At 62.4% G+C, this 21,579-nt stretch carries 23 protein-coding genes; 11 read left to right on the top strand and 12 right to left on the bottom strand.

Going from position 1 to position 21,579, the window contains the following annotated elements; all coding sequences use genetic code 11:
- Positions 1-101 precede the first annotated feature (101 nt).
- On the top strand, positions 102-2,675 hold the full coding sequence (cckA, locus tag NKI01_RS00725) for a cell cycle histidine kinase CckA (RefSeq protein WP_352494572.1): 2,574 nt from the start codon (positions 102-104) through the stop codon (positions 2,673-2,675).
- An 83-nt stretch (positions 2,676-2,758) separates the two neighbouring features.
- Complete coding sequence (locus NKI01_RS00720; RefSeq protein WP_023717814.1) at positions 2,759-3,469, top strand: purine-nucleoside phosphorylase; 711 nt, start codon at positions 2,759-2,761, stop codon at positions 3,467-3,469.
- 51 nt (positions 3,470-3,520) lie between these two features.
- Here the strand turns inward: NKI01_RS00720 and NKI01_RS00715 are convergent, their stop codons facing one another.
- Positions 3,521-3,916 (bottom strand): hypothetical protein, encoded by a 396-nt coding sequence (locus NKI01_RS00715; RefSeq protein ID WP_352482241.1) that lies wholly within the window; start codon positions 3,914-3,916, stop codon positions 3,521-3,523.
- Between the two features lie 300 nt (positions 3,917-4,216).
- Between NKI01_RS00715 and urtA the strand changes: the two genes are divergently transcribed.
- The 6 genes from urtA (at position 4,217) to NKI01_RS00685 (ending at position 10,400) form a co-directional block, all read left to right on the top strand.
- Positions 4,217-5,527, top strand: a complete 1,311-nt coding sequence (gene urtA / locus NKI01_RS00710) for an urea ABC transporter substrate-binding protein (RefSeq protein WP_352961548.1) — start codon at positions 4,217-4,219, stop codon at positions 5,525-5,527.
- A gap of 100 nt (positions 5,528-5,627) precedes the next feature.
- The gene (gene urtB, locus NKI01_RS00705) at positions 5,628-7,244 is read left to right on the top strand and encodes an urea ABC transporter permease subunit UrtB (RefSeq protein ID WP_352855381.1); all 1,617 of its coding nucleotides are present in this window, start codon (positions 5,628-5,630) and stop codon (positions 7,242-7,244) included.
- Positions 7,241-8,473, top strand: coding sequence for an urea ABC transporter permease subunit UrtC (gene urtC, locus NKI01_RS00700; protein ID WP_352855380.1), 1,233 nt, complete (start codon positions 7,241-7,243; stop codon positions 8,471-8,473). The genes urtB and urtC overlap by 4 nt, the downstream gene beginning before the upstream one ends.
- A gap of 7 nt (positions 8,474-8,480) precedes the next feature.
- Positions 8,481-9,227, top strand: a complete 747-nt coding sequence (gene urtD, locus NKI01_RS00695) for an urea ABC transporter ATP-binding protein UrtD (RefSeq protein WP_352789221.1) — start codon at positions 8,481-8,483, stop codon at positions 9,225-9,227.
- 70 nt (positions 9,228-9,297) lie between these two features.
- Positions 9,298-9,993, top strand: a complete 696-nt coding sequence (gene urtE / locus NKI01_RS00690; protein ID WP_126041867.1) for an urea ABC transporter ATP-binding subunit UrtE — start codon at positions 9,298-9,300, stop codon at positions 9,991-9,993.
- A 206-nt stretch (positions 9,994-10,199) separates the two neighbouring features.
- A complete protein-coding gene (locus NKI01_RS00685) occupies positions 10,200-10,400 on the top strand; it encodes a hypothetical protein (protein WP_023717807.1) in 201 nt (66 codons plus the stop codon).
- Between the two features lie 45 nt (positions 10,401-10,445).
- On the opposite strand, the gene NKI01_RS00680 is transcribed toward NKI01_RS00685, so the two are convergent.
- The 9 genes from NKI01_RS00680 to NKI01_RS00640 form a co-directional block, all read right to left on the bottom strand.
- Positions 10,446-11,252, bottom strand: coding sequence for a DUF72 domain-containing protein (locus tag NKI01_RS00680; protein WP_352494575.1), 807 nt, complete (start codon positions 11,250-11,252; stop codon positions 10,446-10,448).
- Between the two features lie 29 nt (positions 11,253-11,281).
- On the bottom strand, positions 11,282-11,752 hold the full coding sequence (locus NKI01_RS00675; RefSeq protein ID WP_352494576.1) for a GNAT family N-acetyltransferase: 471 nt from the start codon (positions 11,750-11,752) through the stop codon (positions 11,282-11,284).
- A complete protein-coding gene (locus tag NKI01_RS00670) occupies positions 11,749-12,159 on the bottom strand; it encodes a DUF302 domain-containing protein (RefSeq protein ID WP_352961543.1) in 411 nt (136 codons plus the stop codon). The genes NKI01_RS00675 and NKI01_RS00670 overlap by 4 nt, the downstream gene beginning before the upstream one ends.
- The gene (uvrA, locus tag NKI01_RS00665) at positions 12,159-15,080 is read right to left on the bottom strand and encodes an excinuclease ABC subunit UvrA (protein WP_352961541.1); all 2,922 of its coding nucleotides are present in this window, start codon (positions 15,078-15,080) and stop codon (positions 12,159-12,161) included. The genes NKI01_RS00670 and uvrA overlap by 1 nt, the downstream gene beginning before the upstream one ends.
- A gap of 697 nt (positions 15,081-15,777) precedes the next feature.
- Positions 15,778-16,071, bottom strand: coding sequence for a hypothetical protein (locus NKI01_RS00660; RefSeq protein WP_352789227.1), 294 nt, complete (start codon positions 16,069-16,071; stop codon positions 15,778-15,780).
- 84 nt (positions 16,072-16,155) lie between these two features.
- Positions 16,156-16,761: an ATP-dependent Clp protease proteolytic subunit gene (locus NKI01_RS00655; protein WP_352961538.1), complete on the bottom strand. Its 606-nt coding sequence runs from the start codon at positions 16,759-16,761 to the stop codon at positions 16,156-16,158.
- 26 nt (positions 16,762-16,787) lie between these two features.
- Positions 16,788-17,282, bottom strand: coding sequence for an SRPBCC family protein (locus NKI01_RS00650; protein WP_036244297.1), 495 nt, complete (start codon positions 17,280-17,282; stop codon positions 16,788-16,790).
- A 26-nt stretch (positions 17,283-17,308) separates the two neighbouring features.
- Positions 17,309-17,623: an ArsR/SmtB family transcription factor gene (locus NKI01_RS00645; protein ID WP_023717799.1), complete on the bottom strand. Its 315-nt coding sequence runs from the start codon at positions 17,621-17,623 to the stop codon at positions 17,309-17,311.
- Between the two features lie 81 nt (positions 17,624-17,704).
- Positions 17,705-18,031, bottom strand: coding sequence for a cupin domain-containing protein (locus tag NKI01_RS00640; RefSeq protein ID WP_352961746.1), 327 nt, complete (start codon positions 18,029-18,031; stop codon positions 17,705-17,707).
- 271 nt (positions 18,032-18,302) lie between these two features.
- Here NKI01_RS00640 and NKI01_RS00635 point away from each other — a divergent pair, with 271 nt between their 5' ends.
- Together NKI01_RS00635 and NKI01_RS00630 are read left to right on the top strand one after the other, a co-directional pair.
- On the top strand, positions 18,303-18,815 hold the full coding sequence (locus NKI01_RS00635) for a single-stranded DNA-binding protein (protein ID WP_023717797.1): 513 nt from the start codon (positions 18,303-18,305) through the stop codon (positions 18,813-18,815).
- Positions 18,816-18,937: 122 nt separating this feature from the next.
- Positions 18,938-19,360 (top strand): OsmC family protein, encoded by a 423-nt coding sequence (locus tag NKI01_RS00630; RefSeq protein WP_352482253.1) that lies wholly within the window; start codon positions 18,938-18,940, stop codon positions 19,358-19,360.
- Positions 19,361-19,368: 8 nt separating this feature from the next.
- Here NKI01_RS00630 and NKI01_RS00625 read toward each other — a convergent pair whose 3' ends face one another.
- Both NKI01_RS00625 and NKI01_RS00620 read right to left on the bottom strand, forming a co-directional pair.
- Positions 19,369-19,998: a MarC family protein gene (locus tag NKI01_RS00625; protein ID WP_023717795.1), complete on the bottom strand. Its 630-nt coding sequence runs from the start codon at positions 19,996-19,998 to the stop codon at positions 19,369-19,371.
- 74 nt (positions 19,999-20,072) lie between these two features.
- Complete coding sequence (locus tag NKI01_RS00620; protein ID WP_023717794.1) at positions 20,073-20,603, bottom strand: hypothetical protein; 531 nt, start codon at positions 20,601-20,603, stop codon at positions 20,073-20,075.
- A gap of 86 nt (positions 20,604-20,689) precedes the next feature.
- Between NKI01_RS00620 and NKI01_RS00615 the strand changes: the two genes are divergently transcribed.
- Entirely contained in the window at positions 20,690-21,514 is an 825-nt protein-coding gene (locus NKI01_RS00615) for a helix-turn-helix transcriptional regulator (RefSeq protein ID WP_352587092.1), read from the top strand.
- Positions 21,515-21,579: the final 65 nt, after the last annotated feature.

Raw genomic sequence — 21,579 nt, 5'->3', positions numbered from 1 at the left:
GGAGCGGAACGGCGTCTTTTTAGCGGACATTTGCCGCCGGGCCTTTTCCCGACCCTGAGAATATGATTCAACCGACACCGGAATTCACGAGCAGGGGGAACATGGCCAAGGAAGCGCGCGGCGATTTCTATCCGGTACCTATCGTCGACCAGAACACGCGACCGGGCGCGGTCACCCGGCTCATCGTCTTCATCGTCGTCCTGACGGGGGCAGCGATCGTCTTCGGCCTTTTCCGCGAGCGACTTGGCGACCCATTCCTGCTCGGCATGCTTGGCGTGTTGGCGATGATCGGCGTCGGCTTTCTGTTCGCCACTGCGATCGGCTTCGTGCACGTCACGCCGCGCTCGACAAGCGACGAACTGTCGAAAGCTTTCGTCGATTCGATGTCGCAAGGCCTCCTGGTCACCGATACCAAAGGCCGGATCATCTACGCCAACCGGACCTATGCCGACATGACTGGCGCCGAGTCGGCCGCCGACCTCAAGACGGTCGAAGGTTTGCTTTCAGACGTTCCCGAGGCCTCAGTGACCATATACCGGCTGGCGTCAGGCCTGCGCGACGGCCAGGCGGGCGACGGCGAGTTTCGGCTCGCGCAGTCCATTCGGCCAGGCGCCGAATCGGGCGCGCGCTGGTACCGCGTCCGGGCCCGCGCGTTCAGCGTTCCAGGCCAGCGGCTGCCCATGCTTGCTTGGCAGCTTGCTGATATCTCGCGGGAACGGGCCGAGCAGGAGCGGTTCTTTCTCGACCTGCAAAAGGCCATCGATCACCTCGACCACGCGCCGGCCGGTTTCTTTTCGGCCGACCAGGAAGGCCGCGTCACCTATATCAACGCGACCCTTGCGGAGTGGCTGGGCATCGACCTGGCCAGCTTCACCCCCGGCGCCATCACGCTGCCGGAGATCGTCGCCGGCGACGGCATGGCGCTGGTCCGTTCGGTCAAGGCCGACGCGGGTACCACGCGCAATGCCGTTATCGATCTCGATCTGACGACGATGACCGGGGAGGCGTTGCCGGTGCGCTTCATGCATCGTGTTTCGGCCAGCCGAGAGGGGCTCAACGGCCCGACTCGCACCATCGTGCTCAACCGGACGCAAGGCGAGGACGCTTCGGCCGACCTTCGCGCCTCGGAAATACGCTTCACGCGATTCTTCAACTCGACGCCGATGGCGATTGCCGGCGTCGACCATGCCGGTCGCATCCTGCGCACCAATGCGCCGTTCCTGTCGCTATTTTCCTCGGTCGTCGACCGCGACGCGGTCGATCGGCGTGTGCGGCTGGATACGGTGATCCACGAGCGCGACCGGCCGGCCTTCGCCGCGGCGTTCGAAAAGGCACGCCAGCAACAGGCTGATATCGAGCCGATCGATACGGTGCTGCCCGGCAATGAGGAACGACACATACGCTTCTACGTCAATGCGGTCGCAGACGGCACCGGCGGCGAGGGCGCCGAGGAATCGGCCATCGTCTATGCCGTCGAGACCACCGAGCAAAAGGCCCTCGAGGGCCAGATGGCGCAGAGCCAGAAGATGCAGGCGGTCGGCCAGCTCGCCGGCGGCATCGCGCATGATTTCAACAATGTGCTGACCGCCATCATCATGGCCTCAGACCTGCTTTTGACCAACCACCGGCCGTCCGATCCGTCGTTCCCGGACATCATGAACATCAAGCAGAATGCCAACCGGGCGGCCTCGCTGGTGCGGCAGTTGCTGGCCTTCTCGCGCAAGCAGACGCTGCGACCGGAGGTGCTCAACCTGACCGACGTGCTCGCCGACCTAAGGATGCTGCTTGCCCGTCTGGTCGGCAACGATATCAAGCTCAAGATCGACCATGGCCGCGACCTGTGGCCGGTCAGGGTCGATATCGGGCAGTTCGAGCAAGTGGTGGTCAATCTGGCGGTCAATGCGCGCGATGCGATGCCGGCCGGCGGCGACCTCACCGTTCGCACCCGCAACGTCAGCGCCGGGGAATGCAAGACCTTTTCCTATCGCGAACTTACTCCGGCCGACTATGTGCTGGTCGAGGTCGAGGACAGCGGCAGCGGTATCGCGCCTGATGTGCTGAAAAAGATCTTTGAGCCCTTCTTCACGACAAAGGAGGTTGGCAAGGGAACGGGCCTCGGCCTGTCCATGGTCTATGGCATCATCAAGCAGACAGGCGGCTTCATCTTCTGCGATTCCGAAGTCGGCAAGGGATCCCTGTTCCGCATCTTCCTGCCGCGGCACATTGCGGAGGCAAGGAAGGCGGGCGAGGCTGGAGAAGTGCCGGCCGCACCTGCCAAGATCGCCGACTCAGCCAAGGATCTGTCGGGCTCGGCCACGGTGCTGCTGGTCGAGGACGAGGACGCCGTACGCATGGGCGGCATGCGTGCACTAAAGTCGCGCGGCTACACCGTCCACGAGGCGTCGTCGGGCGTCGAGGCGCTTGAAGTCTACGAAGCGCTCGGCGGCAAGGTCGACATCGTGGTCTCAGACGTGGTGATGCCGGAAATGGACGGCCCGACGCTGCTTGGCGAATTGCGCAAGCGGCAGCCCGACATCAAGTTCATCTTCGTGTCCGGATATGCGGAAGACGCATTCGCCAAGAACTTGCCGGCCGACGCACATTTCGGCTTTTTGCCCAAGCCGTTTTCGCTCAAGCAATTGGCCACGATCGTCAAGGACATGCTGGAATCCTGACCCTTCCAATGCTCCGCTTGCGCAATGCCGTGAGACTGCCATGATTGCAGGCGAAACGGGCGACGGGTTTTGGAAAGCATGCCGTGACGCCACACAACGAGGCCAGCAAGGGCGACTACGCAAGCACGGTGCTGCTGCCGGGCGATCCGCAGCGCGCAGAATGGATGGCGCAGACTTTTCTGGAGGCGCCGCGCTGCGTCAACCGCCGCCGCGGCGCGCTTGGTTTTACCGGCCTGTTTCGCGGCAAGCCTATCAGCATCCAGTCCACCGGCATCGGCGTCCCGTCATTCCTGGTCTACGTGCACGAGCTGCTGGATTTCTATGGTGCGAAAACACTGATCCGCACCGGCACCTGCGGCGGGCTGACCGCCGAGCTGGCGCTGCGCAGTCTGGTGATCGCGCAATCGGTGCGCGGTGAAAGCTCAGAAAGCGTTCAGAGTTTCGGGCTCTATCGTGCCAACGCCAGCCCCGATCCGGCATTGTTGGCCCAGGCGTTGACCCGGGCCGCCGAACTCGGCATCGACCAGCGGGCCGGCCTGACCATCTGCAGCGATATTTTTTATCATCCGCAGGGGCGTGAGCGCTTTGCCGAAGCGCAGGCACAGGGCGCGCTCGCCGTGGACATGGAAACCAGCGCGCTCTACCGCATCGCGGCCGATTTTGGTGCCCGGGCACTGTCGATCCTGACCGTCGTCGACAATGTGGCAACCGGCGAGCAGACCGACTATGCAGAACGCCAGGGGCTTTTCACCAATATGACCCGGCTGGCGCTCGACGTGGCGGCGGAGAGCTAGGCGGCTCTCTGCCTTCCGGTGCTAATTCTCACGAGGTTGCGCATATTTTTTTCAACGTTTGGTGCAGGTCGAGGCGGTAAAGGCACCGTCCGGCTGCTTCATGATGATGTCGAAGGAGGGGGTGGTTCCGCTTTCCAGCGTCGCTTGCGTAAGCGAGATCGAGTTGCCGCCGCTGGTGTAGCCGCCCAGCGGACCCAGCCAAGTGATCACCCCGTCTGCATCCATCTGGTAGTTATAACTCTGCCGCGCGGTGCCGAAGCTCACCGGACCGCTATAGACGTTTCCCTTGATGGTGATGTCGCCGAGGCTGAGGAACATGCCAAGCAGATAGACTTCGCAATGATAGGGGCCGTCCGGCAGCTTGCCGTCGCTGAAGCCGGCGCGCGCTACAGTCGTCGTCGCCAGCAGAAGCATGGTGATGAAAATGCAAGACGTTCGGAAGGCCATGGCGTCGCTCGTTTAAGGGTTCGAACTTGCCCCATTTCGCTGCGGCGCTGCAATCCTCGCCAGTGCTCTTGTGATGCTGCTCAAAATTCGGGCATTGGCCCGTACATGAGTAAAACTTAGGCTGATACGGGTGATCTTTTCTCAGTTCGAACCTGGCAGGCGAGGTTCATCTCCTGCGCCTAATACATTAACCGACTGACAGAGCTGGGAAATCTCAGATCTTCCGATCTTGCTCCGGCAATTGGCACAGCCGTTGCATGGTCTGTTCCGATGCAGTAACCAGCTTGGGAGTTTAAAAGCATGAGGGGCAGTTTCTCGACAATAACAGAAATGTTTTCGGCCGGCGTGGTCACCGCCGGCCTGCTGATGAGCATTCCCGCCAAGGCGGCCGACGACACCATCAAGGTCGGCATCCTCCATTCGCTGTCGGGAACCATGGCGATCTCGGAGACGACGCTAAAGGACGCCATGCTGATGCTCATCGAAGAGCAGAATGCCAAGGGTGGCCTGCTCGGCAAGAAGCTCGAGGCGGTGGTCGTCGATCCGGCTTCCAACTGGCCGCTGTTCGCAGAAAAAGCGCGCGAGCTGATCTCGAAGGACAAGGTCGCGGCGGTGTTCGGCTGCTGGACCTCGGTGTCGCGCAAATCGGTGCTGCCGGTGTTCAGCGAACTCGACAACATCCTGTTCTACCCGGTTCAATATGAGGGCGAGGAGAGCGAGCGCAACGTGTTCTACACCGGTGCGGCGCCGAACCAGCAAGCCATTCCCGCGGTCGACTATCTGATGAGCGAGGATGGCGGTTCGGTGAAGCGCTGGGTGCTCGAAGGCACCGACTATGTCTATCCGCGCACCACCAACAAAATTCTTGAAGCCTATCTGAAGGCGAAGGGCGTTGCTGCCGAAGACATCATGGTCAACTATACGCCGTTCGGCTTCTCCGACTGGCAGACCGAAGTCTCGGCAATCAAGAAGTTCGGCTCGGCTGGCAAGAAGACCGCTGTCGTCTCGACCGTCAACGGCGACGCCAACGTGCCGTTCTACAAGGAACTCGGCAATCAGGGCATCAAGGCCGAGGATATTCCGGTCATGGCCTTCTCGGTTGGTGAGGAAGAGCTTGCCGGTCTCGACACCGCGCCGCTCGTCGGCCATCTCGCCGCCTGGAATTATTTCGAGAGCGTCGACACGCCCGAGAACGCGAAGTTCATCGCCGATTGGCACAAATTCATCAAGAACGACAAGCGCACCACCAACGACCCAATGGAAGCCCACTATATCGGCTTCAACATGTGGGTGAAGGCGGTAGAGAAGGCCGGTACCACCGATCCGGACAAGGTCATCGACGCCATGGTCGGTGTCTCGGTGCCGAACCTGACCGGCGGTTATTCGACCATGATGCCGAACCATCATATCACCAAGCCGGTGCTGATCGGCGAAATCCAGGCCGACGGCCAGTTCGAAACCGTCTCGCAGACGCCGGGCCTGGTGATGGGCGACGAGTGGTCCGACTACCTGCCTGATTCCAAGGACCTGATCTCCGATTGGCGCGCGCCTCTATCCTGCGGCAACTTCAACGTTGCCACCGGCAAATGCGGCGGCAAGGGAACCAACTAATCCTCCCGGTCTGTCCTCCCAGACCGCAAAGCCTCCGGGCGGGCTCCTTCTCCAGCCTGCCCGGAGGCGACATTCAACCTCCAAGAGCCACCAGAAACCGATGATCCTGATCCGCGCGATTGGCCTGATGCTGCTGCTCCTCCTGGGGGCGCTGCTGCCGTCGAACGCCAGCGAAGCAGATCTGCGCGCCGTCATCGCCAAATTCGCCACTGCCGCCAATTTTCCGGCGATCGAAGCCGTCGTGCGCGAGCTTGCGGCTTCCGGCGATCCGGCCGTCGAACGGCCGCTTGCCGCGCTTGCGGAGGGCAGCCTTTACGTCCGCAAGGCCGATTCACTGGTCTTTGTCGGCAAGGAGAGCGGCGACGGTATTGAGCTGCTCGATGCGCTCACCGGCGAAAAATCGGGCGAAGCTGCCAAGGCCGACATCACCAAGATCAAAGTCAACAACACGCTGCGCCGCGTCATCCGCGACGCGCTGGGCACACTGACGCTTGGCTCCAAGGACCCGGCCGTGCGCATTGCCGCCGCCGACACCATGTTCAAGACGCCGGACGCGGCAAACATCGAGCCGCTCGACACCGCCATCGCCAATGAGAGCGTGGCAAGCGTCAAGGCGCTGCTCGAACATGCCCGCGCCGCGTCGGTTCTCGTTTCCGACAGGCTGGAGGCCGACAAACTGGCGGCTATCGCTCTCATCGGCGCGCGCGGCGACCGCGATGCGGTGTCGCTGCTCACGTCTGTAGAGGCCAATTCCGAAGGTGCGGTGAAGGACGCGGCGACGGCTGCGATCGCCAATATCAATTCGACGCTGGCGCTGTGGGATGCCGGCCAGAATATCTGGTACGGCATATCGCTCGGATCGGTGCTGCTGCTGGCGGCGATTGGCCTGGCCATCACCTTCGGCGTCATGGGCGTCATCAACATGGCGCATGGCGAGATGGTCATGCTCGGTGCCTACACGACCTTCGTCGTGCAGGAGGTGATCCGGAATTCCTTTCCCGGTCTGTTCGACTGGTCGCTGGTCATCGCCTTGCCGCTGGCCTTCCTAGTGGCGGCGCTCGTCGGCCTTGTCATTGAGCGCGGGCTGATCCGCTTCCTCTACGGCCGGCCGCTGGAGACGCTGCTGGCGACATGGGGTGTGTCGCTGATCCTGCAGCAGGCCGTACGCACCATCTTCGGGCCGACCAACCAGGAGGTAGGCAACCCGTCATGGATGTCCGGCTCGTTCAATATCGGCCAGCTTGCCGTGACATGGAACCGGCTCTGGATCCTGGTATTCGCGCTTGGCGTGTTCGCGGTGCTGCTCTACGTGATGAAGCGCACGCCTTGGGGGCTGCAGATGCGTGCCGTCACCGCCAACCGCCGCATGGCCGCCTCGATGGGCATCAGGACGCCGTGGGTCGACGCCCTGACGTTTGCACTCGGCTCCGGCATTGCCGGCATAGCCGGTGTCGCGCTCAGCCAGATCGACAACGTCTCGCCCAATCTCGGTCGTGGCTACATCATCGATAGCTTCATGGTCGTCGTCTTCGGCGGTGTCGGCAATCTCTGGGGCACGCTGGTCGGCGCCTTCTCGCTCGGCATCGTCAACAAGTTCCTCGAACCTTATGCCGGAGCGGTGCTCGGCAAGATCGTCGTCCTGGTGCTGATCATCCTGTTCATCCAGAAACGCCCGCGCGGCTTGTTTGCGCTCAAGGGCAGGTCGGTGGAAGCATGATCACGGGACGTTTCTTTGCCGCCGGCGCCGATCGTCGCGTCGCCATCACCATCTTCGTCCTGCTGGCGGCCGCCATCGTCGTGCCGCTGCTCAACCTTGCGGTCTCGCCGACAAGTTCCTTCTACGTGCCGTCTTATATCGTGGCGCTCACCGGCAAATATCTCTGCTACGCACTGCTCGCCTTGGCGCTCGATCTCGTCTGGGGCTATTGCGGCATCCTCTCGCTCGGCCACGGCGCCTTCTTCGCGCTCGGCGGCTATGCGATGGGCATGTACCTGATGCGCCAGATCGGCTCGCGAGGCGTCTACGGCAATCTGCTGCTGCCCGACTTCATGGTGTTCCTGAACTACAAGGAATTGCCGTGGTTCTGGTATGGCTTCGACCATTTCTGGTTCGCGGCGGTCATGGTGCTTGCGGTGCCCGGCCTGCTCGCCTTCGTCTTCGGCTGGTTTGCGTTCCGCAGCCGCGTCACCGGCGTCTATCTGTCGATCATCACCCAGGCGATGACCTATGCGCTGCTGCTTGCCTTTTTCCGCAACGACATGGGTTTCGGCGGCAATAACGGCCTGACCGATTTCAAGGACATTCTAGGCTTCAACGTGCAGGCCGACATGACACGCTCGGCGCTTTTCGCGGCCAGCGCCGTCATGCTCGCGTTTGCCGTCTTCGTCACCTGGGCAATCGTCGGTTCCAAATACGGCAAGCTTTTGATGGCGGTGCGCGACGCCGAAAGCCGCACGCGCTTTCTCGGCTGGCGGGCAGAGAACGTCAAACTGTTCGCCTTCACCGTGTCGGCGGTGATGGCCGGCATCGCCGGTGCGCTTTACGTGCCGCAGGTCGGCATCATCAACCCTGGCGAGTTCGAGCCGTCCAATTCGATCGAGGTGGTGGTGTGGGCGGCCGTCGGCGGGCGCGGCACCATCGTCGGACCGATCATTGGCGCGCTTCTGGTCAATGCCGGTAAATCCTGGTTCACCGGCGTGCTGCCGGAGTTCTGGCTGTTTGCGCTGGGCGGCCTGTTTGTCGCCGTCACGCTGTTCCTGCCCAAGGGCATCATCGGCATGTGGGATTCCTGGCGCGGCAATGCCAAGGCGCTGCGGGCAGCCTCGATTGCCGAGGAAGCCGGCACCGATCCTGACACGCCGGTGCCGCCGAAAACCGATCGCTCGGCGGCGAGAAGGCCGGGCGACTGGTCGGCCTCCGGTGCCGAACCGCAGCCGGCGGAGTGATGGCCTGATGTCGAAGAGCAACACCATCCTCTATCTCGACGGCGTGTCGGTTTCCTTCGATGGTTTTCGCGCCATCAACAACCTGTCGCTGGTGCTCGACAAGGGCGAGATGCGGGCGATCATCGGCCCCAACGGCGCCGGCAAGACGACGATGATGGACATCGTCACCGGCAAGACGCGGCCCGACGCGGGCGAGGTCTTCTTCGACGGCGAGGTCGACCTGACTAAACACGACGAGGCCGAAATCGCCATGATGGGCATCGGCCGTAAATTCCAGAAGCCGACCGTCTTCGAAAGCCACACGATCGAGGACAATCTGATGCTGGCGCTGAAAGGCCCGCGCTCGATCTTCCCGGCACTGTTCCATCGTCGCTCGGCCGCGGAAGCGCGGCAGATCGACGACATTCTCGGCATCATCCGGCTTGGCGACAAGCGCGACGAACTCGCCGCCAATTTGAGCCATGGCCAAAAACAATGGCTCGAGATCGGCATGCTTTTGGCGCAGGATCCGAAGCTGCTGCTGGTCGACGAACCGGTTGCCGGCATGACAGACGCCGAGACTGAGGAAACCGCGCGGCTGCTTAGAGACATCGCGCGCGACCATTCGATCATCGTCGTCGAGCACGACATGCATTTCGTGCGCGAGCTCGGCGTCAAGGTTACCTGCCTGCACGAAGGCTCGGTACTTTCCGAGGGCTCGCTCGACTTCGTTTCGGCCGACGAGCGCGTCGTCGAAGTCTACCTGGGGAGATGAGCATGGTCTGGCGCGTTCCGTTCCATCATTTCGACCTTTCGTTTTTCAGGCGTTGGAGAAAGCGCTGACCATGCTCGAAGTCTCCAATGCCACGCTGCATTACGGCGCCGCCCAGGCGCTGCGCGGCGTCTCGCTAAAGGCCGGCGCCGGCAAGATCACCTGTGTGCTCGGCCGCAACGGCGTCGGCAAAACCAGTTTGATGAGATCGATCGTCGGCCATCACCGGCTGACGAGCGGAAGTGTTGCCTTCGAGGGGAAGGCGCTCGACCGGAGCGCGGCGTATGATCGCGCCCGGTCGGGCATCGCATTCGTGCCGCAGGGCAGGGAGATCTTTCCACTGCTTACGGTGCGGGAAAACCTCGAATCGGGATTCGCGCCGCTGAAGCGCGCCGACCGCAACATTCCCGGTCACGTCTTCGAGCTGTTTCCGGTGCTGAAGCAGATGCTCGCGCGCCGCGGCGGCGATCTGTCCGGCGGCCAGCAGCAGCAGCTTGCCATCGGCAGGGCACTGGTGATGCGGCCGAAACTGCTGGTGCTCGACGAGCCGACCGAAGGCATCCAGCCGTCGATCATCAAGGATATCGGCCGCGCCATCCGCTATCTGCGCGACCAAGCCGGCATTGCCGTGCTTTTGGTCGAACAATATCTCGATTTCTGCCGGGAATTGGCCGACGAGGTCAATATCATGGACCGCGGCCAGATCGTCCATACCGGCCCCGCCGAGGATCTCGACCGGGCGGACGTGCGGAAATTCCTGACCGTCTGAATTCTTATTGATTCTATTACTTTGCAACTCTGGCGCGCCGAAGATTGCGTGCTAGATTTTGCTTGGCCTTGGTGAGTCGGCCGCTTTCCGTACCAGTTCCAAATTGGCAGATCAGGGGAAGGCGCGGGCCGCTTGCGCGCAAGCCGCTCCCTCCAGCGATCTGTTGTCGTCCAACATTTCGGGTGCTTGGGAGCCAGGGCCAGACGATGGAGCGCTATGTCGAGGACTACCAGAAACGACGGCTCACGGAGCGTGTCGACATCATAACCGCCATCAATATTCTGAAATCGCAGGGATATGAACACGACGAACTTATCGCGGAGATCACCAAGGTCTTCTATGTCGATCTCGATGCTTTCAACGAGATCGTCAGGGTTGATCGGCGTCCGGACGAGCGCGCCGCATAGGCGGTAGTCTAGGAGCCGGCCAGCCGGACCGCCGACAGCGGGGCGTCAGCCTGCGACCCGCTTCATCAGCGCGATGGCGCCGAATGGAGCGCGGACCTTGCCCTCGGTGATGAAGTAGACGAACACGTCGCGTGGCTTGACCGGCGCGTCGGTCGAAGGATCGGCGCGCGGCAGCTCGGCCGGTACCTTGCCCTGCGCCCAAGTCTTGGCGCGGGCCGCCCATTCGTCGAGCGCCTTGGGCGTATAGCAATCGGGATTGTCGTCGCTGCCGGTCTGCAGCCGCGCATAGATGAAATCGCCGGTGACGTCGGCAATCGCTGGATATTTAGCATGATCAGCAAAAACGATCGCGACCTTGTGCTTGCGTGCCAAGGCGGCGAACTCGGGCACGACGAAGCTGTCATTGCGCACCTCGACCGCGTGGCGCAGCGCAACGCCGTCCTGCTTCTCCGGCAATAGCTTGAGGAACGCCTCGAAGTCGTCCGGGTCGAACCGCTTGGTCGGCGCGAACTGCCACAGGATCGGCCCAAGCTTGTCGCCAAGTGCCGCGACGCCCGACCCGAGGAAGCGCATCACCGATTCGCCGGCCTCGCCGAGCACGCGGCGGTTGGTGACGAAGCGGTTGCCCTTCAGCGAATAGACGAAACCATCCGGCGCCTCGTTGGCCCATTTGACGAAGGTCGGCTCCTTGAAGCTCGAATAATAGGTGCCGTTGACCTCGATGGTCGGCACCTGCCGGCTGGCGTAATTCAGCTGCTTGGCCTTCGACAATTTGTCCGGGTAGAAGGACGTGTCCCAGGGCTCGAAGGTCCAGCCGCCCATGCCAGCGCGGATTGTTCCTGATTGAGTCATGGTAGTCCTCCCGGTTTGCAGAAAAAGGATCACGCGATGGCGGTCGTCTCGACGGCTTTCGCCATGTCGACGACCGTCCATCCTGGCCGATATGGATTGGGCCGGCGACCCGTTTCGCGAAAGCCGTAGGCCTTATACAACGAAACGTTCCGTTCCATTCTGGAATTGGTGTAGAGTCGGATTTCAGGCAAGCTCCACAGGCGCGTCTGTTGCTCGGCCCAGTCGAGCAGCGCTATGCCGAAACCCTTGCCTTGAAAGGCGGGCGCAACGGCGACGCTGAAGATCACTGTGTGGTCATCGTGCCGTTCGAGAACGATCAGGCCGGCCGGCTGTCCGTACTGCTCCGAAAGCCAGACCTCGCCGCGTTCTATGCGCGGCGCATAGTCCTCGGTGACGGGGATCGGCGGCGCTCCGAACAGGGCAGTGTAGGGCGCGTAGGCGTCGGTGGTGAGCGAGATCACCGTAGGGAGATCATCGGCCCGAGCGGCTCTCATGATCAAAACTGGCCCGCGCCGGCAGCGGCCGCAATCACCTTGTCCATGCCGGCGGCGATCGCAGCGACGGCATTGCGACTAGCGTCGCCCAAGCCGTGGCGTTCCGCCAGCCAGTGTGCGTCATTGTAGGAGAGCCAGACCTTGCCTTGCTCGTCCTCCCAGGCCAACGCCTTGACCGGCAGATCGATGCCGGCAAGCTGCCGGTCCTGCATCAGTGGCGTACCGCCTTTGGGATTGCCGAAAATCAGGAGTTGGGTTGGACGCAGTGATGTTTCGACATTGCGCGCACCGGCGGCGTGGTCAATGCGGGCGAAGACCAGCAATCCTGCACGTTCCACAGTCTCGACCAGGCGATCTATGGTTTCGGCCACGCCGAAGCGGCTTTGGACCGTGATGAGACCGTTCTTTGCCATCACTCCGCCGCTTCGCGCTTGCCTCCGGGGCGCCGTTCCAGCAATTCCCTCAGGAACTGCCCGGTATAGCTGCGCTTTTCGCGAACGATGTCCTCAGGCGTGCCGGACGCCACCAGCTCGCCGCCGCCGTCACCACCTTCGGGGCCAAGATCGAGAACCCAGTCAGCGGTCTTGATCACCTCTAGATTGTGCTCGATGACGACGACCGTGTTGCCCTGGTCGACCAGCTCGTGCAGCACTTCAAGCAGCTTGGCGACATCGTGGAAATGCAGGCCGGTGGTCGGTTCGTCGAGGATGTAGAGCGTTTTGCCGGTTGCCTTGCGCGACAGTTCCTTGGCGAGCTTGATGCGCTGCGCTTCGCCGCCCGATAAAGTCGTCGCCTGCTGGCCAACATGGATGTAGCCGAGGCCGACCCGTTTCAGCGTCTCCAGCTTGTCGCGCACGCCGGGCACGGCGGCGAAGAAATCGACGCCTTCCTCGACCGTCATGTCGAGCACGTCGGCGATGGACTTGCCCTTGAACAGCACGTCGAGCGTCTCGCGGTTGTAGCGCTTGCCGTGGCAGACATCACAGGTGACATAGACGTCGGGCAGAAAATGCATCTCGATCTTGATGACGCCGTCGCCCTGGCAGGCCTCGCAGCGGCCGCCCTTGACGTTGAACGAGAAACGGCCCGGCTGGTAGCCGCGCGCCTTGGCCTCCGGCAGGCCGGCGAACCAGTCGCGGATCGGCGTGAAGGCGCCGGTATAGGTTGCAGGGTTGGAGCGCGGGGTGCGCCCGATCGGCGACTGGTCGATATCGATGACCTTGTCGAGGAATTCCAGCCCTTCGATGCGGTCGTGATCGGCAGGATGCTCACGCGAGCCCATGATGCGGCGTGACGCCGCCTTGAACAAGGTCTCGATCAGGAAGGTCGACTTGCCGCCGCCGGACACGCCGGTGACGGCGGTAAACGTGCCGAGCGGGATTTCAGCGGTGACGTTCTTCAGATTGTTGCCGCGCGCGCCGACGACCTTCAGCCGGCGGTTCTTTTTCGCCTCGCGCCGAACCGCAGGCGTCGCCACTTCGAGCTCGCCCGACAGATATTTGCCGGTGATCGAGGCGGGAGTCGCCATGATCTGCTGCGGTGTGCCCTGGGCGATGATGTGACCGCCATGGATGCCGGCGGCCGGGCCGATATCGACGACGTAGTCGGCATGCAGGATGGCATCCTCGTCGTGCTCGACGACGATGACCGTGTTGCCGATGTCGCGCAGATGCTTCAGCGTGTCGAGCAGGCGGGCATTGTCGCGCTGATGCAGGCCGATCGACGGCTCGTCGAGCACGTAGAGCACGCCGGTCAGGCCGGAGCCGATCTGCGAAGCGAGGCGGATGCGCTGGCTCTCGCCGCCCGACAGCGTGCCGGAGTTGCGCGACAGCGTCAGATAGTCGAGACCGACATCGTTGAGGAAGCGCAGCCGCTCGCGGATTTCCTTGAGCACGCGCACTGCGATCTCGTTCTGCTTGTCGTTAAGCGAAGCAGGCAAATCGGTGAACCACTGGTCAGCCTTGCGGATCGACAGCTCGGTGACCTCGCCAATGTGCTTGCCGGCGATCTTGACTGCGAGCGCCTCGGGCTTCAGCCGGTAGCCGCGGCAGGCCGGGCAGGGCGTGGCCGACATGAAGCGCTCGATCTCCTCGCGCATCCAGGCGGATTCGGTTTCCTTCCAGCGGCGCTCGAGATTGGGGATGACGCCCTCGAAGGTCTTGGTCGTCTTGTAGGAGCGCAGCCCGTCATCATACTGGAAGGCGATTTCGCGCTCGCCAGTGCCGTGCAGGATGGCTTGCTTTGCCTCTTCGCTCAAATCCTTGAACTTGTCGCCGAGCTTGAAGCCATAGGCAACGCCCAGCGCTTCCAGCGTCTGCGCATAATAGGGTGAGGTCGACTTCGCCCACGGGCTGACGGCGCCGGCACGCAGCGAGACATTCTCGTCGGGCACGACCAGGCTGGCGTCAATGGCGCGCTGGCTGCCGAGCCCGTCACAGGTCGGGCAGGCGCCGAACGGATTGTTGAACGAGAACAGCCTGGGCTCGATCTCGGGAATGGTGAAGCCGGACACCGGGCAGGCGAATTTTTCCGAGAACAGCATGCGCTCATGCGTCTCGTTCTTCGACTTGTTGACCGAATCCTCGCCGGTCTGGCTGGCGTCGAGCGGCTTGTCGGCAAATTCCGCCACCGCCAGCCCGTCGGCCAGCTTCAGCGCAGTCTCGATGGAATCGGCGAGCCGCGTCGCCAGATCGCCGCGCACGACGATGCGGTCGACGACGACGTCGATGTCGTGCTTGTACTTCTTGTCCAGCGCCGGCACGTCGGCGATCTCGTAGAAGACGCCGTCGACCTTGACGCGCTGAAAACCCTTTTTCTGCAGCTCGAGCAGTTCCTTGCGGTACTCGCCTTTGCGGCCGCGCACCATCGGTGCCAGGATGAACAGCCGGGTGCCCTCTTCGACCGCAAGCACCCGGTCGACCATCTGCGAAACCGTCTGGCTCTCGATCGGCAGGCCGGTGGCCGGCGAATAGGGGATGCCGACGCGGGCGAACAAAAGCCGCATATAATCGTAGATCTCGGTGACGGTGCCGACCGTCGAGCGCGGGTTCTTCGAGGTGGTCTTCTGCTCGATGGAGATGGCCGGCGACAGGCCGTCGATCTGGTCGACGTCCGGCTTCTGCATCATCTCGAGGAATTGCCGTGCGTAGGCCGAAAGGCTCTCGACATAGCGGCGCTGGCCTTCGGCATAGATGGTGTCGAAGGCAAGCGACGACTTGCCGGACCCCGACAGGCCGGTCATGACAATCAGGCTGTCACGCGGCAGGTCGAGATCGACATTCTTCAGATTGTGTTCGCGTGCCCCGCGAACGGAGAGATATTTATGGTCGGCCATCGCCGGTCGCCGCCTCAGAATCTGGAATTCGTGGGATGGGCGGGTTTTCCCGACCACCCCCTATGTAGGTAATTTCGCCGCCTTTTCGAGAGACGCCACAACTCTCGACCAATGCGTTTAACCGCCTTTCGCGCGAACGGGCAAGCGGAAAGAACAAAGGCCGAACACGCTCCTGACAAAAGCTGCCCGTACAGCCGGCTTCACAATGCGTCTCGCGATCACATTTTTCGGTAATCGGCTATTCAAGGTTGACGTCCATGCGTCACGGGGGCAGACTCCAAACGTCAACGAAGCCGGCCGTCTTTTGATGGCCTCGCGGCCTGGGGCTAGCCTGCGAGACGCCGCGGGTTATGCGATGAGCGCTTCGACGACGACAGTCGCAACGAACAGAAGGAGAGCAGAGGCATGACTCCACCGGATAGTTCCTTGAGGCTCCACGTGTCGCTGGAGCCGCGGCAGGTATAAGTAGCCAGGTCAGGCGTTTAGCGCTACCTGCCAACGTTGACCTGCCGATCCCCACAACAATCAGAGACTGCTAGTCGGATCGTCGGCTGAATGCCGCGAAGCATCCGAAATAAAAAGCCGGCAGTACACTCCCGGCAATTTGGATTTCAGATCCAAGAGGCCCCGTCAGTTGCACAAGCAATGGCGGGGCTGTTCGTTTGAAGCGCACATTTGCGGTGCATACCAGGCGAACTTAGCGGCTGGGAGGCCTGATCCCGCCGGTGGCGACATCGATGGTGATGCTACCGGAAATCCGAACTTCGGTATCGCCGATCTTGAATGTGCCGTAGCCGCTGCTGGGAACCGCCCCGTCGGGCTCGGGCTGCAGCGCTGGCTCGGCGATGCGATAGTCGCTGGTCACACCGGGCAGGGCGCCCCTTTGCGCCGACGTCGAATTATCTTGGGCAAATGCCGTGCCCACCAGCATGTTCGTGCCCACAATGGCGGCAATGGCAAGGTATAGGCTGGGTGAACGGCTGGCGGTCATCACCTGACTATAGTGCGGCGATAGCGCCGAAGCCAGACCGGCGGCGCTGAAAGTTGCCGGCCCTTATATCGCTTCGAAGGTGCTTCACGCGGCCTGTTTGCGAGTGTCGAAAACATGGTCGACGAGGCCCCAATCCTTCGCCTCCTGCGCGGTCATGAAAAAGTCGCGGTCGAGCGTGCGTTCCACTTCTTCGTAGGTGCGGCCGCAATGCTGGGCGTAAAGATCGGTCATGCGCCGCTTGGTGCGAAGGATGCCCTCGGCATGGCGCTGGATGTCGGAGGCCTGGCCCTGGAAACCCCCGAGAGGCTGATGCAGCACGATGCTGGCGTTGGGCAATGCGATGCGCCGCCCCGGCGTGCCCGCCATCAAGAGGAACGAGGCCATCGAGGCGGCGAAGCCCATACAAACGGTGGAGACCGGGCAGCTGATGTACTGCATCGTGTCGTAGATGGCGAAACCGCTGGTCACCACGCCGCCCGGCGAGTTGATGTAGAGCGAGACCTCCTTGTCGGAATTGTCGGATTCCAGCGACAGAAGCTGGGCGCAGACCAGCGCCGAGGTGCCGTCGTCGATCGGGCCGTTGATGAAGACGATGCGCTCGCGCAGCAGCCGCGAAAATATGTCGAAGGCGCGTTCGCCGCGGCTCGACTGCTCGATCACCATCGGCACCAGATCGGCAAGGCCGCTCATCGTTTCTCTCCGTTGACTATTGTCGTTCAGGCCGCGCGCAGGAAGAGGCGCGGGATGTTGGCGGCGATCTGCTTGTGCCTGGGATTGCGCGCTTCAAACGAAAGGCGACAGCCGGCGCCTGCCATCGCGATCTCCGGCATCGCTGCCCGAGCAAAACCATCATGGACGATGCGCAGATGCGTGCCGCCGGAAACGGTGCGATCGAGCGTAAAGGTGACGATGCTGTCCACCGGGCTGTCGTCCATTGGGCTGTCCACCGGGCTGCCGGGCGGCGCCTGTGTATCGCCGGGCGCCGGCCGTTCTCGCCAGGAATAGCGCAGCAGCCGTCCGGGATCGGCGTCGAGGATTTCGCATTCGATCGGCGCCTCCGGCGCTTTAAAGGCAAAGCGGCTACCGATCTTTGGTTCAATGTCGTTCGGCATCATCCAGGCCGCGAGCAGGTCCGGCACCGTCAGCGCCCGCCACACCTTTTCCGGCGGCTCCGGCAGCTCGCACTCGAACTCGATCTTGTCTGCCGCCATTTCCGCGCGTTCTTTGCCTCGGCTGGTCATTGGTCCATGTCCTTCAAAACCGTCTTGAGCCTTTCGATGCGCTCTGGCCAGAACGCGCGGTAGCGTTCGATCCAGCCGAGCAGTGGCGCAAGCCCCTTCGGATCGGCGCGGTAATAGGCGTTGCGACCGGCCCGGCGCTCGACCACGAGGCCGGCGCCGCGCAGCACGGCGAGGTGTTGCGATACCGCCGGCTGCGATACCGGCATGCCAGTGCGCAGTTCCGACACCGTCATCTCGCCGCCGGCGAGCCGCTCATAGACGGCGCGACGCGTCGGATCGGCCAGTGCCCGAAAAATCTCTGCTTCGATCATGTCAAAAGCATAAGTCGATACTTATCGGTTTGGCAAGCCGTGTTTTTAAGACAGGCGGTGTTTTTTAAGACGGGCGAGGTTTTACAAACTCGCTGGAAGCCAGCGTCTCACCATGTCAGGGGATCCGTTGAACGTCGCCTCGAAAACTGGTGACGCGAGCACGGCATGGATATGAAGCATTTCGGAGCCGACGTTTCGGAAGCCATGTCGCCTGCGCGCGGCAACAACAAGCGACTGTCCGGCAGTCAAGAGGACATGCTCTTCGTCGATCCACATCTCGGCCTTGCCAGCGATGACGGTAAGCACTTCCTCGACCGGGTGCCAATGTGTCGGGGCGCCAACCGCTGGTTCGACCCATTGTTCGAATATGCAAAGTTGAGTTGCGCCGTTGCGGGCCGAGACATGCATTCGGGTCTTTACCCCCGCCCGCCATTCTTCTTGCGGCTGATCGTCATGCGCAACCGTCTTCATGCGTTCGCCTCGATCCCATGGTCTGTGGAAATTCGACGCCAAGACACTACTTCTTACTGACAACTATTGACAGTGCAGGGCCTGTACTATAGAACGAAAAGAGAACAAAAACGTTGTGGGAAAAGGCAGCGACGGCAGGCATGGCTTATCCATAGCCTGTAAGGTGCAGCGACAGAAATCTGGTTTCGGATGAGCGCGGAGAAGTATCATGGCGGGTAGCGTCAACAAGGTCATTCTGGTGGGCAACCTCGGGGCGGACCCTGAAATCCGCCGCCTGAATTCGGGTGACCCGGTTGTCAACATCCGCATCGCGACGTCGGAAAGCTGGCGCGACAAGACGTCCGGAGAGCGCAAGGAAAAGACCGAGTGGCACAATGTCGTGATCTTCAACGATCAGATCGCCAAGGTGGCCGAGCAGTATCTGAAGAAGGGCATGAAAGTCTACGTCGAGGGCCAGTTGCAGACGCGCAAGTGGCAGGACCAGACCGGCAATGACCGCTATACGACCGAAATCGTGCTGCAGAAATTCCGCGGCGAGCTGCAGATGCTCGATGCACGGGGCGAGGGCGGCGGCCAGGTCGGCAACTATGCCGGTGGTGGTGCCAGCCGCGGGTCCGATTTCGGCCAGTCCGGCCCGGGCGAAAGTTTCAATCGCGGTGGCGCCAACAAGGGCACCGGCGGTGGTTCGTCGCGCGAACTGGACGACGAAATCCCGTTCTGATTTCTCGGGGCGGACTGCCCTTGCGGCGAAAAGCGCCAGCACCTTGGCCACGAAATGGCGTCCCGAAAATCTGTCTTGGATTTTCGGGACGTTGTGCGTTTGAGCGGTGAAAGGACGGATCAGTGAAAGCAAGGGTCAAATGGGTCGAGGAGCGCACTTTCGTCGGCGAGTCCGCCAGTGGGCACAAGCTGGTGCTAGGCACTGCGTTCGGGCCGGAGGGCAAGACGCCGGGGCCGAGCCCAATGGAGCTGGTGCTGATCGGCACCGGCGGCTGTTCGGCTTATGACGTGGTCCATATCCTGGAAAAGGGGCGCGAGGCGGTCGAAGATTGCGTCGTCGAACTCGATGCCGACCGTGCAGAAGCCGATCCCAAGGTGTTCACCCGCATCCACATGCATTTCGTCGTCAAGGGCCGGGCGCTGTCGCACGACAAGGTAAAGCGCGCGATCGAGCTTTCGATCGAGAAATACTGCTCGGCCTCGGCAATGATGGCCAAGACCGCCGTGATCACCCATGACTTCGAAGTGATCGAGACGGCGAAGTAGGGCGGTTCCTACGTCGCCATCAGTGCCTTGATGCCGTCGGCGACGAACTGCACGGCGAGCGCCGCCAGTATGACGCCAAGCAGCCGCGTGAGGATCGAACGGCCGGTCTGGCCGAGGATACGGTCGATGCGCTCTGACAGCACGAACACCAGGTAGGTGATGACAAGGCAGATCGCGATGATGCCGACAAGTGCTGTCTGCGCGCTAAAACCCTGAAACGAGCTTGAGAGCAGGACGGTCGCCGAAATCGCGCCGGGACCCGCAATAAGCGGGATCGCCAGCGGAAAGGCGGCGATGTTGTGGATCATGTCCCTGGTGATGGCGACATCGCCGATCTTCTCCTTGCGGTCCTGCCGGCGCTCGAACACCATTTCGAAGGCGATGAAGAACAGCAGAAAGCCGCCGGCGACGCGGAAGGCCGGCAGGGTGATGCCGAAGACTGACAGGATCGACGCGCCGGCGACTGCGAACAACGCCATCACCAGGAAGGCGATGACCGAGGCGCGCACGGAGACCTGGTTGCGCTCCTCGCGGTTCATGCCGCGGGTCACGGCGAGGAAGAGCGGCGCCAGGCCGGGCGGATCGATCGTCACCAGTATGGTGACGAAGGCGTTGAACAGGCTGTCGAAGCTCGGCATGCTGACCCTCCCCGCCGGCAATGCCGGATAACGGGATTGGTAGAGCAAAGCGGTGCCAGTGGAAACCGTGCGGATCAGGGGCTGGCGGCGCGCCGCGCCAGAAACTCGACTTCGACACGCCAGGTGGCGCCGTCGTCATACGAGCGCTCGCCCAGCCAGCGGAAGGAATCTCCGGTGATCCGGGAAAAGCTCCAGCGTACCGAAGCGCCGGTGCCGTCTGCGCCCAATTGGACGATCGTGTCGCCTTCGACGCGGCCCAGCTGGCGGCTGTAATACTGGTTGCGCGGGTCGCTCCAGAAGATGTGCCAGGCGTCGACGCCTGAGTCATAGACGCGCAACGTCGTGCCATAGAAGGTCCATTTGCCGAGCGACGGCGAGGGGCCGGCGTCGCGAGCGGGCAGGATCCATACGTCCTGGATCGCGCGGCCCTCGAGCACCCAGCCGAAATGCACTTCGCCGCGCCCGGTCAGCACCTGGCCGTCCTCGAGATGGCGCGTGGCGTCGAACGTCCAGGCGCCGACGAAGCGGCCATAAAGGTTCAGTTTCTCGGCAAGGGCCGGTACGGGCCTATCGCTGTGCAGGGCCTTGGCAAAGGAATTGGACATGGCTTCGCTCTCATCTTGTCAGGAGACCGGTAAGCATAGAGGCCGACCGGGGTTCTGCGCTTGGGAAAAATTGCTATGTTTCGGCGATGACGACGAGCGCGCATAGGCTGGCGTCGGGCCGAGGCTGGCAGGTGTTGGATGTCGTCTGCATCGCTAGTGCCGCCGACAGGCCATTCGAGGAGGAGCATCGGGATTTCTGCGTCGCCGCCGTGACCAGCGGCACGTTCCGCTATCGTGCGCGCCAGGGCACGGCGATGCTGGCGCCGGGCGCGCTCCTGCTCGGCAATCCCGGCACCTGCTACGAATGCGGGCATGAGCATGGCACCGGCGACCGCTGCCTCTCCTTCCATTTCGGACTGGCCTATATGGAGCGGATCGTCGCCGACGCGGGCGCAAAGCAGCTTGATTTCAGCATGCCGCGCCTGCCGCCTTTGTCGGCGCTGGTGCCGCTGCTCGCCGAAGCGGAGGCGGCGCGCGAGATGGCCGACACCGGCGCGTTCGAGGAACTCGCCCTGCGCATTGCCGGCGCAGCCGTGACAGCGGCTTGCGGCGATACGGATCGGGGACGGGCGCCAAGTCGCCGTGACCAGAAGCGTGTCGCCGAAGCGGTGCGCCGCATCGAAATCGATGCCGACCGGCCGATCTCGCTTGCCGAACTCGCCGACGAGACCGCCACCAGCCCTTACCATTTCCTGCGCACCTTCCGGCACGTTGCCGGCATGACGCCCTATCAGTTCCTGCTGAGAGCGCGGCTGCACAGGGCAGCCGTGCGGCTGCGGACGTCAGATCAGGCGATCTCGGCGATCGCCTTTGCGGCGGGATTCAACGATCTATCAACCTTCAACCGCCGTTTCCGGCGGCTGATGGGCGAGACGCCGGGAACTTATCGCGCCCGCCGGCGACGCTCGTGAAAGGGTGCCACGGCCATATCGTCGCAATTGGTGTATCCTTTTGAATTTGCCGCTAAAAACGACAC

Origin of the sequence: Mesorhizobium sp. M0815, assembly GCF_040319995.1 — a bacterium.
Lineage (GTDB): Bacteria > Pseudomonadota > Alphaproteobacteria > Rhizobiales > Rhizobiaceae > Mesorhizobium.
This window is presented reverse-complemented; position numbering and strand designations above follow the sequence as displayed.